This window comes from Phyllobacterium sp. SYP-B3895, assembly GCF_009647635.1.
Taxonomy (GTDB): Bacteria; Pseudomonadota; Alphaproteobacteria; order Rhizobiales; family Rhizobiaceae; genus Phyllobacterium; species Phyllobacterium pellucidum.
This window is the reverse complement of record NZ_WJIG01000001.1, coordinates 589,644-604,945: the sequence shown is the minus strand read 5'-3', so window position 1 is coordinate 604,945 and position 15,302 is coordinate 589,644. Positions and strand designations below refer to the sequence as shown.

General features: G+C 61.0%; 16 protein-coding genes. 4 read left to right on the top strand and 12 right to left on the bottom strand.

The window, feature by feature from the left end; translation table 11 throughout:
* Positions 1–75: 75 nt before the first annotated feature.
* Both GF108_RS02885 and GF108_RS02880 read right to left on the bottom strand, forming a co-directional pair.
* Positions 76–270 carry a glutathione S-transferase gene (locus tag GF108_RS02885; RefSeq protein WP_153666797.1) on the bottom strand — a complete coding sequence of 65 codons (195 nt, stop codon included), beginning with the start codon at positions 268–270 and terminating at the stop codon, positions 76–78.
* Complete coding sequence (locus tag GF108_RS02880; RefSeq protein WP_153666796.1) at positions 263–754, bottom strand: OsmC family protein; 492 nt, start codon at positions 752–754, stop codon at positions 263–265. The genes GF108_RS02885 and GF108_RS02880 overlap by 8 nt, the downstream gene beginning before the upstream one ends.
* A gap of 104 nt (positions 755–858) precedes the next feature.
* Here GF108_RS02880 and GF108_RS02875 point away from each other — a divergent pair, with 104 nt between their 5' ends.
* Positions 859–1,641, top strand: a complete 783-nt coding sequence (locus tag GF108_RS02875) for an SDR family oxidoreductase (protein ID WP_153666795.1) — start codon at positions 859–861, stop codon at positions 1,639–1,641.
* On the opposite strand, the gene GF108_RS02870 is transcribed toward GF108_RS02875, so the two are convergent.
* Positions 1,642–2,328 carry a response regulator gene (locus tag GF108_RS02870; RefSeq protein ID WP_153666794.1) on the bottom strand — a complete coding sequence of 229 codons (687 nt, stop codon included), beginning with the start codon at positions 2,326–2,328 and terminating at the stop codon, positions 1,642–1,644.
* Positions 2,325–5,033: an ATP-binding protein gene (locus GF108_RS02865; RefSeq protein WP_370462055.1), complete on the bottom strand. Its 2,709-nt coding sequence runs from the start codon at positions 5,031–5,033 to the stop codon at positions 2,325–2,327. Before GF108_RS02865 ends, GF108_RS02870 begins: the two co-directional genes overlap by 4 nt.
* Positions 5,034–5,183: 150 nt before the next feature.
* Between GF108_RS02865 and GF108_RS02860 the strand changes: the two genes are divergently transcribed.
* The gene (locus GF108_RS02860; protein ID WP_370462054.1) at positions 5,184–5,477 is read left to right on the top strand and encodes a Dabb family protein; all 294 of its coding nucleotides are present in this window, start codon (positions 5,184–5,186) and stop codon (positions 5,475–5,477) included.
* A gap of 7 nt (positions 5,478–5,484) precedes the next feature.
* Here GF108_RS02860 and cueR read toward each other — a convergent pair whose 3' ends face one another.
* From cueR to GF108_RS02840, 4 genes are all read right to left on the bottom strand, one after another.
* Positions 5,485–5,874 carry a Cu(I)-responsive transcriptional regulator gene (gene cueR / locus GF108_RS02855; RefSeq protein ID WP_027230816.1) on the bottom strand — a complete coding sequence of 130 codons (390 nt, stop codon included), beginning with the start codon at positions 5,872–5,874 and terminating at the stop codon, positions 5,485–5,487.
* Positions 5,875–5,881: 7 nt separating this feature from the next.
* On the bottom strand, positions 5,882–8,383 hold the full coding sequence (locus GF108_RS02850) for a heavy metal translocating P-type ATPase (RefSeq protein ID WP_153666792.1): 2,502 nt from the start codon (positions 8,381–8,383) through the stop codon (positions 5,882–5,884).
* A gap of 146 nt (positions 8,384–8,529) precedes the next feature.
* Entirely contained in the window at positions 8,530–9,429 is a 900-nt protein-coding gene (locus GF108_RS02845) for a bifunctional helix-turn-helix domain-containing protein/methylated-DNA--[protein]-cysteine S-methyltransferase (protein ID WP_153666791.1), read from the bottom strand.
* Between the two features lie 88 nt (positions 9,430–9,517).
* Complete coding sequence (locus GF108_RS02840; RefSeq protein WP_172982555.1) at positions 9,518–10,024, bottom strand: DUF2244 domain-containing protein; 507 nt, start codon at positions 10,022–10,024, stop codon at positions 9,518–9,520.
* 22 nt (positions 10,025–10,046) lie between these two features.
* On the opposite strand from GF108_RS02840, the gene nth reads away from it, so the two are divergent.
* Positions 10,047–10,805: an endonuclease III gene (gene nth, locus GF108_RS02835; protein ID WP_153666789.1), complete on the top strand. Its 759-nt coding sequence runs from the start codon at positions 10,047–10,049 to the stop codon at positions 10,803–10,805.
* Here nth and GF108_RS02830 read toward each other — a convergent pair.
* A complete protein-coding gene (locus tag GF108_RS02830) occupies positions 10,798–11,514 on the bottom strand; it encodes a sulfate transporter family protein (protein WP_153666788.1) in 717 nt (238 codons plus the stop codon). The two genes, nth and GF108_RS02830, sit on opposite strands and share 8 nt — an antisense overlap.
* Before the next feature lie 154 nt (positions 11,515–11,668).
* Between GF108_RS02830 and GF108_RS02825 the strand changes: the two genes are divergently transcribed.
* Positions 11,669–12,661, top strand: a complete 993-nt coding sequence (locus GF108_RS02825; protein ID WP_153666787.1) for an adenosine kinase — start codon at positions 11,669–11,671, stop codon at positions 12,659–12,661.
* On the opposite strand, the gene GF108_RS02820 is transcribed toward GF108_RS02825, so the two are convergent.
* From GF108_RS02820 to hrcA, 3 genes are all read right to left on the bottom strand, one after another.
* On the bottom strand, positions 12,621–13,301 hold the full coding sequence (locus GF108_RS02820) for a trimeric intracellular cation channel family protein (protein WP_370462053.1): 681 nt from the start codon (positions 13,299–13,301) through the stop codon (positions 12,621–12,623). The genes GF108_RS02825 and GF108_RS02820 overlap by 41 nt on opposite strands.
* 110 nt (positions 13,302–13,411) lie before the next feature.
* Entirely contained in the window at positions 13,412–14,116 is a 705-nt protein-coding gene (gene grpE / locus GF108_RS02815) for a nucleotide exchange factor GrpE (RefSeq protein WP_027230809.1), read from the bottom strand.
* Positions 14,117–14,182: 66 nt separating this feature from the next.
* Complete coding sequence (gene hrcA, locus GF108_RS02810; RefSeq protein WP_091920566.1) at positions 14,183–15,253, bottom strand: heat-inducible transcriptional repressor HrcA; 1,071 nt, start codon at positions 15,251–15,253, stop codon at positions 14,183–14,185.
* Positions 15,254–15,302 lie beyond the last annotated feature (49 nt).

Genomic DNA, 15,302 nt, shown 5'->3' with positions numbered 1-15,302 from the left:
ATCCCAACATCGGCAGGCTGTCAATCGGCGGAGTCGTCGGAAAATCAGGCGGATATTGCTAGCGCAAGTCCGGCTCTAAGAATTCGCGTGCGCTACGCGCGCCAGGGCCGCTTCGAAATGGTTGACCGCCTTTTCGAACTTGTCGCGGCAGCCGGGGTTGCAAAAGCCAACGACCGCGCCCTTGTAGAGCGTGAGGCTATCCTCCTTGATCGGATCGCCCGACCAGGGACAATTCCTGTTGACCGCGTCGCTAATCCTCAGTTCATGCATCGTCTTGTTCCTCCCTGGCGCCTTGAACGGCTTCGACCACGACGTGCGTGAGCACGGAATTGGCGATGAAGCATTGTTCGTGGGCTTCGTGATGTATGCCGGCTTCGGTGTCGCGATCTGGGGCCGTGCCAACGTAGGTTATGCCCGGTTTCAACGTAACCCGGCTCACATAAAGCCGGCCACCTTCATTCTTGGCAAGTTCGCCCTCTGCAGCGTCACGATACTGGCGGACGACAAAGCCTTTCTTCGCTGCAATCGAAAGAAAGAACAGCATGTGACAGCTCGCCAGCGATGCAACGAAGGCTTCTTCGGGATCGACATTCGCGGGCTCGGAGAAGGGAACGCGGACAATGTGTGGCGACGACGAAGCCGGAACTTCGGCGCCGCCATCGAACTGCCAGACATGGGCACGGCTATACTTGTTGTCGGTGAAGGGTTCGCTGTCCTGTTTTTCCCAAAGGACTGTCGCGCCGAAAGTGGTCATTGCTGCGTTTCCCGGATCTGCCGCTGATTTGATCAACCAGAGCTTGTCAAAGCGGCCAAGAATTGTCGATAACCAGTGCCCGGAAAAGAATCGGCGAGGATGAGATGGATCTTGGTATCAAGGGCAGACGCGCTATCGTCTGTGCAAGTTCGAAGGGGCTGGGGCGCGGTGTCGCAGAAAAGCTCGCCGAGGCGGGTGTCGATCTGACTTTGAATGCGCGCACCGAGTCGACCCTCAAGGCGACTGCGGATGCGATAGCAAGCAAGTACGGCGTGAAGGTTCAGATCGTGGCGGAGGACGTCACTACGGAGGCCGGGCGGCAAGCCTTGCTTCAGGCGGAACCGCAGCCCGACATCCTTATCAACAATGCCGGCGGCCCGCCTCCCGGCGTCTGGTCCGACTGGGGCGAAGAAGAGTGGCTGAAGGCGATCAACAACAATATGCTGACGCCGATCCTGCTCATGAAGGCGATTTTGCCCGGTATGATCGAGCGCAAATGGGGACGCGTGGTCAACATTACCTCAGGTTCCGTCAAGGCGCCGATCGCACAGCTCGGGCTTTCCAACGCTGCACGCAGCGGCCTTACCGGCTTCGTCGCGGGAACGTCGCGTCAGGTCGCCCGCCATGGCGTTATCATCAACAATCTCCTGCCCGGATCGCATGACACCGACCGAACCAAGGGTTTCATCGAGCGCTCCGCCAAGGAAAAGGGCATATCGATCGAGGAAGCGCGGAAAGAGGCCTATGCTGACAATCCCGCAGGACGCTACGGTACGGCTGAGGAATTCGGCGCGGCTGCGGCATTCCTCTGCAGCCAGTATTCCGGCTTCATCGTCGGCCAGAATCTCCTGCTCGACGGCGGAGCCTTCAACTCGACGCTCGGTTGATCACTCGGCGATGAAGCGGTAGCCGACGCCGGGCTCGGTGCGAATGAACTGCGGGTTGTTCGCATCGTCCTCGATCTTTGCCCGCAATTGCCCGACGAAGACACGCAAATATTGCAGGTCCTCGACATGGGCCGCTCCCCATACGGAAGCGAGCAACTGGCGATGGGTCACGACCATGCCCGCATGGAGCACAAGGTGGACCAGCAACTGGTACTCCTTGCGCGTCAGGTGCACTTCCTGATCGTTGCGCGTCACCATGCGCTTGGCGGTGTCCACGACGAGCCCATTGACCTCGAAGCGCGAGGGAACGCTCGCCCCCGCCACCTGGCGGCGCAGGCTGGTGCGGATGCGTGCTAAAAGTTCGCCGATGCCGAAGGGCTTTTCCACATAGTCATTGGCGCCGAGATCGAGCGCGGCAATCTTTTCCGCCTCGCGGTCGCGCGCCGAAAGGACAATGATCGGAACATCGGAAAATGCGCGCACAGTCTCGATGACGTCCTTACCATCCTTGTCCGGCAGGCCAAGGTCGAGGATAACGAGGTCCGGCGCGCTCGTTGCAACCATGCGCTCCGCCTCGCCGCCGGTCGCCGCCTGAATGACCTCATAACCCGACGCCGTCAGTGCCGGATGCAGGAACCGCTGAATTTGCGGCTCATCGTCGACAACGAGGATGCGATGCTGGTTCATTCATGCGCTCCTGCTGGATTGGCGACGGGCAGGCGGATGATGAATCTGGTGCCACGCTTGCGCACCGCCGGGCTTTCCGCCTTGATCGTCCCGCCCATCGACTCGACGAAGCCGCGCGCGATCGAAAGCCCGAGGCCGGTACCGGGTGCGCGGCCATCGCCCTTGGTACGGCGATAGAACTTGTCGAAAATCTTGTCGAGATCCTTCGGGGGAATACCCTTGCCCTGGTCGGTGACGCTGATCGCCACCGCGCTGTCGTCCTGGCGCGCATAGATCGTAACCGGGCCGTCGCCGGCATATTTCGCTGCATTGTCGAGGAGATTGAACAGGACTTGCCCGAGCATTGAGGCATCGCCTTTGACCATCGGCAGGTCGGGGGCGACGCTGATATCGACGACAATATCGGGCTTGAGCTTCTTTATGCGCTCGATCGAGGCGGTGATGACCTCCGACGCATCGACCGGCACATTCCTGATCTTCAGGGTGCCGGCCTCGATTCGGGTCATGTCGAAGAGATTGGCGACGAAACGCGTAAGGCGGCCGGCCTCTTCCTCAATCGAAAGCAGAAGGTCATCCCGGCTCTCCTGCTTTATGCGGTCGCCGAGCTGGCGCAGGGTCGTGATCGCACCGGTGATCGAGGCAAGTGGCGTCTTGAGGTCATGGGAGAGCGATGAAAACAGCGCCGTATGCAGCTGTTCGCTCTCCTGCAGAGCGGTCGTCTTCGCGTTTTCCTTAACAAGTTGTGCGCGATCGATGGCAATGGCCGCCTGATCGAGGATCGCTGTCAGCATGCGGTCGTCCTCCTCGGTCAGAACGTCGCGGTCGTCCATTTGGAGACCAATGACGCCTGCAACGCCATGCGAGGTGAGGATGGGCAGGAATTCCCACCCGATCTGCGGCAATGTCGCGGTGTCGTGGCCAGCCCGCTCGTTCTTCTCAAAAGCCCAGCGCGCTGCGGTCATGTCGGTGCCATCGAGGTTTGAATCAGGCGGCCAGGCCGCCTGCACGCTCAATTCGCCCTCGTCCGGAAGCAAGATCGCAGCGCCTGTCCCGAAGGTCGCGTGCAAGTGCGTCGCCGTCGAGAAAAGCACGTCGTCCAGTCGCGCCGTGCCCGAGAGCTTGCGCGAAAATTCGTAAAGCGCCTGCGTGTTCTTCGCCTGTTGGCGAGAGCGGCCCACCTGTTCGCGCAAACGCCCGGTGAGGTCGCCGATCATCAGCGCGACGGCGAGGAATATGATCAGCGACAGCAGCTGGTGCGGCTTGGCTATGCTGAGATCGTGTATCGGTTCGAGAAAGAAGAAATTATAGAAGACAAAGGCAAGGCCAGCCGCGATCACGGCCGAAAGACGCCCGCAGATCATGCCGGAAAGGATGACGGCAACGAGGAATACCATCGACAGATTCTGCGGATGCACGACATTGCTGGCCGTCAGCCCGAGCAGTGTCGTCGCACCCGTCGTTGCCACGGGAACGCCAACGGCGAGGGCGAGTTCCAGCCGCGAACGCTTGCGCAGTCTGGGCGGCGCATAGGAAACGTCCTGTTCTTCGCCGGTGACGATATGAACGCCGACATCGGTAAAGCGTTTGATGATTTCATCGGGAAGGGACCGGCGGAACGGATTGGCGAGCCGCCTTGGCTTGGGACGGCCAACAACGATCTGCGTGACATTCTCACGTCGGGCAATGCGGAAGATTTCCTCGACGAAGTCGTCGGCGATGACGCGCCGTGTTTCTGCGCCGAGGCGTTCGGCAAGATCGAGCAGGGCGTCGATGCGCTTGCCGGTCTCGCCGCCGAGATCGCTGGTCTGCGTCATCGAAACGACAAGCCAGCGCGCATTGAGACCGGAAGCGAGACGACTGGCGGTGCGCACAACCTTGTCGGATAGACTGTCTGGACCGACACAGACGAGGAGGCGCTCGCCCGTCGCCCACGGACCTTCGATCGCCTGCTGGCGCAGGATATCGATCATCTGATCGTCGACGCGATCGGCAGTACGCCGCAACGCAAGCTCGCGCAGGGCAGTGAGGTTTGCAGGCTTGAAGAAGCCTTCTGCCGCCCGCTCCGCATTGCCGGGGAGATAAATCTTGCCCTCTCTCAGGCGTTCGATCAGTTCCGCCGGGGGCAGGTCGACGAGAAGGACATCGTCGGCGCGTTTCAACACCGTATCGGGGACAATCTCGCGCACCGTGACGCCTGTGATGCTCGATACGATATCGGATACGCTTTCGAGATGCTGGACGTTCATGGCTGTCCAGACGTCAATGCCGAGCCAGAGCAGTTCCTCGACATCCTGATGACGCTTGGGGTGGCGGCTGCCGGGAACGTTGGTATGGGCGAGCTCATCGACAATGAGCACTTTCGGCTTGCGCGCGATGGCTGCATCGATATCGAATTCCTCGAGAAGCCGTTCGCGATAGGTCACTTCCTTGCGCGGGATAACGTCCAGCCCCTTGAGCAATTCGGCGGTCTCGGCGCGTCCGTGGGTTTCGGCAATGCCGACGACGATATCCTCGCCCTCTTCCTTGAGGCGGCGGGCGCGCTGCAACATGGCATAGGTCTTGCCGACACCGGGTGCCGCGCCGAGAAACACCGTGAGCTTGCCACGCGTTTCGCGCGTCGCAAGTTGCAAAAGTCTGTCGGGATCGGGTCTGTTTTTTTGACCGTAATCGGCCATGGATGCCTCAAGCTGTTTTACGCGGCCCATACTCAAATCTCAGGGACAGGCCAGAACGTTTACCCCAGCTTCGTCGGAAAAGCCAAGGCGTGGATCGGCTGGGCTGCGACAGCACATCTATTGACGCAACCGGCCGAGTGTGGAAAGTCCCGCGCAAACTATGCAGCAGGAAGCCTAGCCGTGATCCGTCATATTGTGTTTTTCAGTGCCCGGAACAAGGAAGACGTGGGAGCAATTGTCGAGGGCCTCAAGCGCCTCGGCGAAATTCCGCATTCGAATGTGTTCGAAGTGATGCAGAACACGAAGACGGATCCGATCTCCGGCGAGATCGATGTCGTGGTCTATGGCGAGTTCGAGAATGCCGAAGCGCTCGCGGCTTACAAGGCGCATCCGATCTATAGCGAGACGACGGCAGTGGTCCGGCCGATGCGCGAACTGCGTATTTCGGCCGATGTTGTTTCGACGCTTGTCTGACCTTCTGTCAGTTCCTTCCTGAAATCGTCTCGAGAATTGGGCAGTCAGGCCGCTGGTCGCCGTGACAATGGGCGACCAGATGTTGCAGCGTGTGCTGCAACTCGCGCAGTTCCAGAATCTTCCGTTCGATCTCACCGAGCTTTGATTGCGCGATTGCCTTTACGTCGGCGCTGGCGCGCTCCTTGTCCTCGTAGAGTGCAAGGAGCTGTCGGCATTCCTCTACGGAGAATCCAAGGCCGCGCGAGCGCTGCAGGAAGCGCAGCTTGTGCACATCGGACATGGAATAGTCGCGGTAGCCATTTTCCGCGCGTCCGGGCTTCAGCAAGCCGATATCCTCGTAATAACGGATCGTCTTGGGCGGCAGGCCGGATTTGTCGGAAGCGGTCCCGATATTCATGGCAACCTCACAGTTTGACGGTGCGCAGGCGCAGCGCGTTGGCAATGACCGAAACCGATGAAAGGCTCATCGCCGCAGCGGCAAGCATCGGCGAAAGCAGAAGGCCGAAGACCGGATAGAGGACGCCCGCCGCGACCGGCACGCCGAGCACGTTGTAGATGAAGGCGAAGAAGAGGTTCTGCTTGATGTTGCGAAGCGTCGCCTCGGCCAAGTGACGCGCGCGGACAATGCCGTTGAGGTCGCCCTTGACGAGGGTTATGCCCGCGCTTTCCATGGCGACGTCTGCGCCCGTACCCATGGCGATGCCGACATCGGCTGCGGCAAGGGCGGGCGAATCGTTGATGCCATCGCCAGCCATCGCAACCTTGGCGCCGCCATGTCGCAGTTCATCCACCAGCGCTTTCTTGCTCTCGGGCAGCATATCGGCGCGCACCTCATCGATGCCAAGCTGCGAAGCCACGGCCCGAGCGGTCACGGCGTTGTCGCCTGTCGCCATGATGATCTTCAGACCCGCAGCCTGCAGCAGGCGAATCGCCTCAGCGCTCGTCGCCTTGATCGGATCGGCAACGGCAACAATGCCGGCGGCCTTGCCGTCAACGGCGATGAACAGCGCGCTCTTGCCTGCGGCGCGCAATGCGTCGGCGCGATCCTGAAGCGGCAGAACATCGGCGCCGACATCCTGCATCATGGCGCGGTTGCCGAGCGCAACGTTGCGTCCGCCGACAATACCGGTAACGCCCTTGCCGGTGACGGCTTCGAAACCGGTTGCGTCGGGGACTGTGAGGCCGCGATCCCTCGCGCCGTCGACGATGGCTTCGGCCAGCGGATGCTCGGAACCTTTTTCGAGGCCTGCGGCGAGTGCCAGGAGTTCGCCGTCATTGAAAGGCGGCTGAGCGATGAGATCGGTCAACCGGGGCTTGCCTTCGGTCAGCGTGCCGGTCTTGTCGACAATCAGCGTATCGACGCCGGCAAAGCGTTCGAGCGCTTCAGCATCCTTGATGAGAACGCCTGCGTGGGCGCCACGTCCCGTTGCCGTCATGATCGACATCGGCGTTGCCAGACCAAGCGCGCAGGGGCAGGCAATGATGAGCACCGAGACCGCCGCGACAAGGCCGTGGATCATGCTCGGCTCGGGGCCGAGAAGCGCCCAGGCGGCGAATGCCAGCATGGCGACGAGCACGACGGTCGGAACGAAATAGCTTGCAACCCGGTCAGCGAGGCCCTGTATCGGTGCGCGCGAACGCTGCGCCGCCGCGACCATGCCGACGATCTGCGACAGCACCGTATCCGCGCCGACCTTTTCGGCTTTGATGAGCAGCGTGCCGTTGCGATTGAGCGTCCCACCCGTGACCTGGTCACTCTCGGCTTTCTCCACCGGCAGCGGTTCGCCCGTAATCATGGATTCGTCGATCGACGTGCGCCCCTCGAGCACGATGCCGTCGACCGGAATGCTTTCGCCGGGACGAACACGCAGCTTGTCGCCCACGGCGACCTCGTCGAGCGGAACGTCCATCTCGGCGCCGCCCCCGCCGACGCGACGTGCCGTCTTCGGCGCAAGGTCGAGCAGGGCGCGTATTGCCGAGCCGGTTCGTTCGCGGGCCTTGAGTTCCAGTACCTGGCCGAGAAAGACGAGGGCAACGATCACCGCGGCGGCTTCGAAATAGACCGGAACCATGCCGCCATGGCCACGGAAGGAATGCGGGAAAATATCCGGAAACAGCGTCGCGACGACACTGAACGCGTAGGCCGCGCCAACGCCGATGGCGATGAGCGTCCACATATTAGGGCTTCGATTGACGAATGAGGCAAAGGCGCGCTCGAAAAAGGGGATAGCCGCCCAGACGACGACCGGCGTCGCCAGCGCAAACTCGATCCATACGGCGAGGCGCTCGCCAAGCCAGTCGCGGAACGGGAGACCGAGCATCGGCCCCATGGTGATGACGAGCAGCGGCACCGAACAGAGGGCGCTGATCCAGAAGCGGCGGGTGAAATCGACGAGCTCCGGATTGGGGCCTTCGTCGCCCGTCGGTATGCCCATCGCTTCAAGGGCCATGCCGCAGATCGGGCAGGCGCCGGGACCGTCCCGAACGACCTCAGGATGCATCGGGCACGTATATTGCGTTGCGGCTGGCACAGGCTTTGGCAGGGGCCGGTCGCCGAGATAATCCTCCGGGGCTTTCTCGAACTTCGCCATGCAGCCCGCCGAACAGAAGTAGTATTTCTCGCCTTCCTGGCGCAGGAAATGCTTGGCGCTGGCCCGGTCGACCTTCATGCCGCATACCGGATCCGTTGCCTCGATATAGGCTTCCGGATCCTTCACGAACTTCGCCTCGCAGCCGGTCGAGCAGAAATGGAAAAGGCGCCCGCCATGTTCGGCCGTTGGCTTTCCCGCGTCAGGATCCACAAACATGCCGCATACCGGATCGCGAACGACCTCGGCTGCTGCGGATTGATGCCCGCCGCAGCAATTATGGCCGTGGTGCTGGTGGTTCGCGTGCTCGTGCTTCATGGTCCTGCTTTCCGCCTTCAACTAAGTAATGCACGAAAGGTAATCTTTCCAGTGACTGGAAGGTCAAGGGCCACGTTGCGAGAAGTTTCAACGCAAAAGCCCGGCACACGGCCGGGCTTTCTGGCGGTCTTGGGAGAAGACGGTTCTCAGCCTGCTTGGCTGTGCGGCGCCTCCTGTGCGAGATGCCCTGCCTCCCAGCCGAGAATGGCGCGCTTGCGAGTGAGGCCCCAATGATATCCGGTCAAGGCTCCCGACTTTCCGACGGCGCGGTGGCAGGGAACAACGAAGGAAACCGGGTTGGCGCCGATCGCCGCACCGACGGCGCGCGAGGCGTTGGGCGAGCCGATGTCAGCGGCGATATCAGAGTAGGCGACGCATTTGCCCATCGGAATCTTGAGCAGCGCTTCCCAGACCCGCAGCTGAAAATCGGTGCCGATCGTCACGACTTTCAATGGACGGTCCGCGCGCCATTCCGCCGGATTGAAAATCCGCCCGGCATAGGGGGCTGTGGCCGCCAGATCCTCGACGTAGGTGGCATTTGGCCAGCGCGACGACATGTCGGCAAGCGCTTCTCGCTCCTTGCCGGCGTCAGCAAAGGCGAGGCCGGCAAGACCGCGATCCGTCACCATGATGAGCGCCAGCCCGAACGGCGATATGAGAAAGCCATATCGGATCGTCAGGCCTGCGCCGCGGCTCTTATAGTCTCCCGGCGACATGCCTTCATGGGTAACGAAGAGATCGTGCAGCCTTCCGGGGCCGGAAAGTCCGGTCTCATAGGCGGTTTCGAGCAGCGGCATGCCTTCATCGAGCAGCCGGCGCGCATGATCGATCGTTACCGCCTGCAGGAAACCCTTTGGTGAAAGCCCGGCCCAGCGCGTGAAGAGCTTTTGCAGCGCCGTCGGCGAAAGGCCGGTGTCGCGCGCCAGGGTCTCAAGCGAAGGCTGGTCGCGATAGTCCTTGCTGATGCGTTCGATGATGTGGCTGACGATGGCATAATCGTCGCCGGTCGGAGTGATGTCTTTTTGAAGTATGGCGTGCGGTTTCATGAGCTTTTACCTCTTGTGTTGAGGATATATGACCACGCACCCGCTGTCGCCGCCACCCGATTCTTGACGGCCGGACTGGTCGAAAAGATCAGCGTCCTTTCGCGGTCGCAAGCGCTGTCTGAAAGGCCGAGGCAAAGCTTTCGCGGTCGTCTGGATTGAGGAACGAGCCGATGATGACAGCCTTGCCCTGTCCCTCGACCCGCATCGAGGTAATGCCGATCTCGGCATGGCGGGCAATGCTGAACCGTGTCCAGTAAGGGTTGAATTCGTGCTGCTTTGCCCGTCCCGAAGGCGCGACCTGGCGGATGTGCAGGGCTACGCGCGAAATGCTGACTTCTTCGTGTGCTTTCGCTGCAGCGTAGTTCATGCGAAACGCCACGTAGACGATGACGACGTCCAGCCCGAAGAAGCCGAATACCGGCCAGGCGCCGATCGACAGAAAGAAAAGGCCGGTCATAAAACTGCTGACCCCAAGCGTTCCCATAAGAACAAGAAATCCGAAACGGCCAAGCGATCGATGTGGCACAAGAAGCGCACGGAAGATTTCTTCTTCGTTGATCGCGGCCGGGTCAATCGGGTTTGTTGTTTGGCTCATAGGGCTCAAGTATAGAGGGGTCATGGAAAATCCCAAGCCGAAAATCGATCAGAACGCTGTGACCGCCAGGCCCGCCAAGGAAGAGCGGCGTGTTCCGGGTACGCGCTACACGGCGGCGGAGATCCACGAGATATTTCGGCGGTTTTCGATCCAGCGGCCGGAGCCAAAGGGGGAACTCGAACACATCAATCCGTTCACCCTGCTTGTCGCCGTGGCGCTTTCGGCGCAGGCAACCGATGTCGGCGTCAACAAGGCGACGCGCGCGCTCTTCAAGGTCGCCGACACGCCGGAAAAGATGATGGCCCTAGGGGTAGAGAGGCTCGGCGAATATATCCGAACGATCGGGCTGTGGCGCAACAAGGCCAAGAATGTCATCGCGCTATCGCAAGCACTGGTCGAAAAATATGGCAGCGTCGTTCCCGACGATCGTGACGAACTGGTCAAGCTGCCGGGGGTTGGCCGTAAGACTGCCAATGTCGTCCTCAGCATGGCGTTCGGCCAGGCTACGATGGCGGTGGACACGCACATCTTCCGCATCGGCAACCGCCTTGGCCTTGCGCCCGGCAAGACTCCGGACGAGGTGGAGGCAAAGCTGATGAAGGTCATTCCGTCGGAATATCTCTATCATGCGCATCACTGGCTGATCCTGCACGGCCGATACGTGTGCAAGGCGCACAGGCCGGAATGTCCGGCCTGTGTCATCGCCGATATCTGCAAGGCTGCGGAAAAGACCTCGGAAATCCCGGCGCCGCTGGTGCCGCTGCCGCCGCAGGCTATCTGACAGGTACAGGCCGTGCCGCACGGGCGACGGCCTTGTGGAGGTGCACCATGAGCGCTGCGGCAAAGAGCGGCGTCAGAAGGTTGAGCAGTGGCACGGCCATGAATGCGGCGATGACGAGGCCCGCGAGGAAGACCGTACCGGCATTCTGCGCCCGCAAGGCCTTTGCTTCGGCTTCGGATCGAAAACGCATCGCGGCGAACTCGAAGAACTCGCGGCCCAGCAGATAGCCATTGACGATGAAGAATGCGATCAGGTTGATGCCGGGAATGAGCAACATCAGCAGGGCGGCAATATTGCCGAGAATGACGACGCCAAAGAACCTGATCGAAAGAACCATCGAGCGCATGGCGGGAAGCGGCTTTCCGGCCGGGTCGCCAGGGTAGTCTTCCTTTTCGACGACCTCCGCAACATCGTCAAGAAATAGTCCGGCTACGATGGCGGTGACTGGAGCAATCAGCAGCGCCAGTCCCAATGCAAGCCCGATGCTGGCAAACAGGCCGGCGATGAAGCCGATCCAGCCTGTCCAGGATGGCAAATCCGGCATCATTCCTTCGAAAAAAGGGAGCGCGAGCCATTCGAAGATTTCGCGCAGCCCGAACCATGCGCCGACGAGCAGCAGCAATGTCAGCCCCAGCGATTTCCACAGGACAGCGCGAAATTCCGGACGGAAGAGGTGACTGGCGGCGGCGCGGGCGCTTTCGACGATCATCGGGCATTTTGCTCCATGGCGTAGGCACCCGACATAAGCGCAACTGACCCTTCGGACAAGGTGTTCGCCCAAGTGGGGGGTGGTCAATTCTGTCGCGACGGGGTAGAGCAGGCAAAACAACGCCAACAGGTTTGCGATCTATCCCGGAGTTTCCATGTCCACTTATGACGTGCTTTGCATAGGCAACGCCATTGTCGATATCATTGCCCGCACCGATGACGATTTCATCATCAAGAACGGCATTATCAAAAATGCAATGAACCTGATCGACGCCGATCGGGCCGAGTTCCTCTACGAGCGCATGGGTCCCGCGATCGAGGCGTCCGGCGGCAGCGCCGGCAATACCGCGGCGGGCCTTGCCAGCCTCGGCGGACGCGCCGCCTATTTCGGCAAGGTAGCGGACGATCAGCTGGGCCACGTTTTTACCCATGATATCCGTTCGCAAGGGGTCGCCTTCGACACGCGTGTGCTGGCTTCCCCGCCGCCCACCGCCCGTTCGATGATTTTCGTGACGCCCGATGGCGAGCGCTCGATGAACACCTATCTCGGCGCCTGCATCGAGCTCGGGCCGGAGGATGTCGAGAGTTCCAAGGTTTCCCAGGCCAAGGTCACCTATTTCGAGGGATATCTCTGGGATCCGCCGCGCGCCAAGGAAGCTATCCGCCTGTCGGCAAAGATCGCTCATGAGCACAAGCGGGAAGTCTCGATGACCCTCTCGGATCCGTTCTGCGTCGATCGCTACCGCGAGGAGTTTCTCGATCTGATGCGCTCCGGCACGGTCGATATCGTTTTTGCCAACGAGGCGGAAATGAAATCGCTGTACCAGACGGACAACTTTGAGGAAGGGCTCGAGCTGATCCGCAGGGATTGCAAGCTCGCTGCCGTCACCCGTTCGGAAAAAGGTTCTGTCGTCGTTTCCGGCGACGAGACCGTCGCGGTTCCAGCCATCGAGATCGAGGAACTGGTCGATACCACAGGCGCGGGCGATCTTTATGCAGCGGGTTTCCTCTTCGGCTACACCAACGGCCGCTCGCTGACCGATTGCGCCCGCCTCGGCTCGCTGACGGCGGGTCTTGTCATCCAGCAGATCGGTCCGCGTCCGCAGATCAATCTGAAGGCCGCGGCGGAGCGGGCGGGGCTGCTCTGATCAAGCCTTCCCGCTCAAGCTCGTCCGCGCTGCGGCCGGGCTTGTGATAGGTCGGCAGATACCAGCCGAAATAGAGCGCGCCGCCTCGAACCGTGAAGGCGGCAAGCGCCGCGACGAGCGCGGAAATCTCCGTCCCGACGGCAAGCCGGTGCAGCACGATATAGACAAGTGAGCCGGCGAGCGCCGCCGTGACATAAATTTCGCGGCGCATCACCACGGATGGCTCCCCCGAAATGATATCACGCAAGATGCCGCCGAATGTCGCCGTCATGATGCCGGTCACCACCGCAATGGTCGAGTCGAAGCCGAGTGCAAGGCTCTTCGCCGCGCCCATCACGCTGTAGGCGGCAAGCCCGACCGCATCGAGCCAGAGGAGAACGCGATAGCGTGATTCAAGCAGGTTGGCGGTGAAATAGACCAGGATTGCCGCTGCGGCGCAGACAAGTAGGCTCATCGGATCCTTCACCCAGAAGACGGGTACGCCGAGGATGAGGTCGCGCAACGTCCCGCCGCCGATCCCGGTGACCGCGGCGAGAAAGATGAAAGCCATGATGTCGAGCTGGCGCCGCGAGGCTGCCAGAGCTCCCGTCGCGGCGAAAACGAAAATTCCGGCATAGTTGAACAGCTGAATCATGGTCACCGGCAGTTTCCCCTCGCCGTTATTTTGTCCCACGATAGAGCATGACCGGAAAATGAAAAGAGCCGCATTCCGGTCAGGGAAATGCGGCTCTTGGAACGTTGTTAAGACCGTCAGGCGTCTTTTTCAGCCTGCGGATTGATTGGGCCGGGTTCCGGTTGGGCTTCGCCGGCCGCCTGCTTGGGTCCGCCCCGCGACACGCCGACCAGCGCCGGACGCAGCACGCGGTCGCCGATGACAAAGCCGGCCTGCGCAACCTGAACCACCGTATTATGCGGAACATCCGCATTCGGAATTTCGAACATCGCCTGGTGGAAGTTCGGATCGAACTTCTGGCCTTGCGGCTCGATTTTCTTGACGCCGTGGCGTTCCATTGCGGTGAGCATGGAGCGTTCCGTCATCTCGACGCCCTCTACGAGGCCCTTAAGGCCGGCATCGCCGCCTGCGAGTGCATCGGCGGGAACCGCTTCGATGGCGCGCTTCAGATTGTCGGAAACAGCAAGCATGTCGCGGGCGAAGTTCGCAACCGAATAGCTGCGCGCGTCATGGACGTCGCGTGCGGTTCGCTTGCGCAGGTTTTCCATATCTGCGGCAAGGCGCAGCAACTGGTCCTTCAGATCGTTATTTTCGGCGCGCAGCGCGTCGAGTTCGGCGGTCGTTGCCTGCTCCTGGTCTTCCTCGGCAAGCGCATATTCCTCGGCCTTGCGCGATTTAAGAAAATCATCGGCAGCGCGCTTCAGCGCATCGCGATCGCGCGGATTCTTCAGGTCGCGCTGATCGAGATCCGGGGTGTCGTGAAGTTTCTTGTCTTCAGCCATCTATCCTGTCCGTTCATTTTTCGAAGTTGCGCTGGATATCGACGTTCGGCTCTTGAAAATCAAGTCTTATCGCAAAAGGCGGGATACGAGCTGGGCGGTATAGTCGACCATCGGCACGATCCGGGCATAGTTCAACCGGGTCGGGCCGATGACGCCGAGGGCGCCGATGATGCGCTGCTCCGAGTCCCGATAGGGCGCGATCACCAGCGACGAACCCGACAGCGAGAACAGCTTGTTTTCCGACCCGATAAAGATGCGCACGCCCGGTCCCGCCTCGGCGAGGTCAAGAAGCTGCAGCGTTCCTTCCTTGGTTTCGAGATCGTCAAAGAGATGGCGCAGCCTGTCGAGATCGGCCTCGGCGTTGATCGAATCGAGAAGATTGCCGCGCCCGCGTACGATCAGGCGCGGCGGCTGTCCGCTGCCTGCGCCACCCCAGACCGCGAGCCCCTGTTGCACCAGATGCTGCGACAAGGCATCGAGCGCCTGCTGGGTCTCGTCCTTGAGCCGGCCGATTTCCTGGCGCGCCTCGCTGATCGTGCGGCCCTGGATATGCGCATTGAGAAAGTTCGAAGCTTCGATGAGCTGTGAGGGCGTCACGCCGACGGGCAAATCGATAACGCGATTTTCGATATCCCCGCTCTGGCTGACAAGAACGGCCAGTGCCTTGGTCGGCTCAAGGCGCACGAACTCGATGTGTTTCAGTGCACCTTCCGCCTTGGTCGCAAGCACAAGACCGGCACCGCGCGACATGCCGGAGAGGATTTGGCTCGCCTGAGTCAGCACGGTTTCAGTCGACTGGTCTTCGCTTGAGGCACGAACCTGCGCCTCGATCGAGTTGCGCTCGGCGGCGGAAAGATCGCCAACTTCCATGAAGGCGTCGACGAAGAAGCGCAGCCCGAGCTGCGTCGGCAGGCGTCCGGCCGAAATATGCGGTGCATAGACCAGTCCGAGATGCTCGAGATCGCTCATGACGTTGCGGATCGTCGCCGGCGACAGCGACACGGGCAGAATCCGCGAAAGGTTGCGCGAGCCGACCGGTTCGCCGTCGCCAAGATAGCTCTCGACGATGCGCCGGAAAATGTCGCGCGACCGCTGGTCAAGCGACTGATATGCCTCCGGTACCACGGCCCGTTTCATCTTGCCTCGTATGTCTGCTTATTACAGCCCTGATATAAGCATTGTCCGG

Coding starts and splice junctions, on each gene's coding strand:
- GF108_RS02880 (WP_153666796.1), bottom strand. CDS start 754: ATGACCACTTTCGGCGCGACAGTCCTTTGGGAAAAACAGGACAGCGAA.
- nth (WP_153666789.1), top strand. CDS start 10,047: ATGGAAAATCCCAAGCCGAAAATCGATCAGAACGCTGTGACCGCCAGG.
- GF108_RS02870 (WP_153666794.1), bottom strand. CDS start 2,328: ATGAACCAGCATCGCATCCTCGTTGTCGACGATGAGCCGCAAATTCAG.
- GF108_RS02825 (WP_153666787.1), top strand. CDS start 11,669: ATGTCCACTTATGACGTGCTTTGCATAGGCAACGCCATTGTCGATATC.
- cueR (WP_027230816.1), bottom strand. CDS start 5,874: ATGAATATCGGGACCGCTTCCGACAAATCCGGCCTGCCGCCCAAGACG.
- GF108_RS02845 (WP_153666791.1), bottom strand. CDS start 9,429: ATGAAACCGCACGCCATACTTCAAAAAGACATCACTCCGACCGGCGAC.
- GF108_RS02840 (WP_172982555.1), bottom strand. CDS start 10,024: ATGAGCCAAACAACAAACCCGATTGACCCGGCCGCGATCAACGAAGAA.
- GF108_RS02875 (WP_153666795.1), top strand. CDS start 859: ATGGATCTTGGTATCAAGGGCAGACGCGCTATCGTCTGTGCAAGTTCG.
- GF108_RS02830 (WP_153666788.1), bottom strand. CDS start 11,514: ATGATCGTCGAAAGCGCCCGCGCCGCCGCCAGTCACCTCTTCCGTCCG.
- GF108_RS02865 (WP_370462055.1), bottom strand. CDS start 5,033: ATGGGCCGCGTAAAACAGCTTGAGGCATCCATGGCCGATTACGGTCAA.
- GF108_RS02850 (WP_153666792.1), bottom strand. CDS start 8,383: ATGAAGCACGAGCACGCGAACCACCAGCACCACGGCCATAATTGCTGC.
- grpE (WP_027230809.1), bottom strand. CDS start 14,116: ATGGCTGAAGACAAGAAACTTCACGACACCCCGGATCTCGATCAGCGC.
- hrcA (WP_091920566.1), bottom strand. CDS start 15,253: ATGAAACGGGCCGTGGTACCGGAGGCATATCAGTCGCTTGACCAGCGG.
- GF108_RS02885 (WP_153666797.1), bottom strand. CDS start 270: ATGCATGAACTGAGGATTAGCGACGCGGTCAACAGGAATTGTCCCTGG.